Raw genomic sequence first — 362 nt, forward strand, 5'->3', positions numbered from 1 at the left:
GCCGAGGGTGCCGGTGCCGCCGGTGATGAGGGTGGTGCCGTCGGGGTCGGGTGGTGCGGGGATGGTCAGGACGACCTTGCCGATGTGGCGGGCCTGGCTGAGATGGCGGTACGCCTCCGGCGCATGCCGGATGTCGTAAGTGGTCGCGGGCAGGGCGTGGAGCCGCTCGTCCTCGAACAGGTCGTGCAGCTCGGTGAGGATCTCCTGGATGCGCTCGGGACCGGCCTGCATGATGTCGAACGCCTGGTAATGGACGCCCGGGTGGGCGGCGGTCACCTGCTCGGGGTCGCGGATGTCGGTCTTGCCCATTTCGAGGAAGTGTCCGCCGGGTGCGAGGAGGCGGAGTGAGGCGTCGTTGAACT

1 protein-coding gene is annotated in these 362 nt (G+C 69.1%); it reads right to left on the reverse strand.

Annotated features, from left to right (window positions below):
• On the reverse strand, positions 1-362 hold a 362-nt coding region (locus tag IEZ03_RS37135), incomplete at both ends, for a zinc-binding dehydrogenase (RefSeq protein WP_189241285.1).

This window comes from Actinomadura livida, assembly GCF_014648675.1.
Taxonomy (GTDB): Bacteria; Actinomycetota; Actinomycetes; order Streptosporangiales; family Streptosporangiaceae; genus Spirillospora; species Spirillospora livida.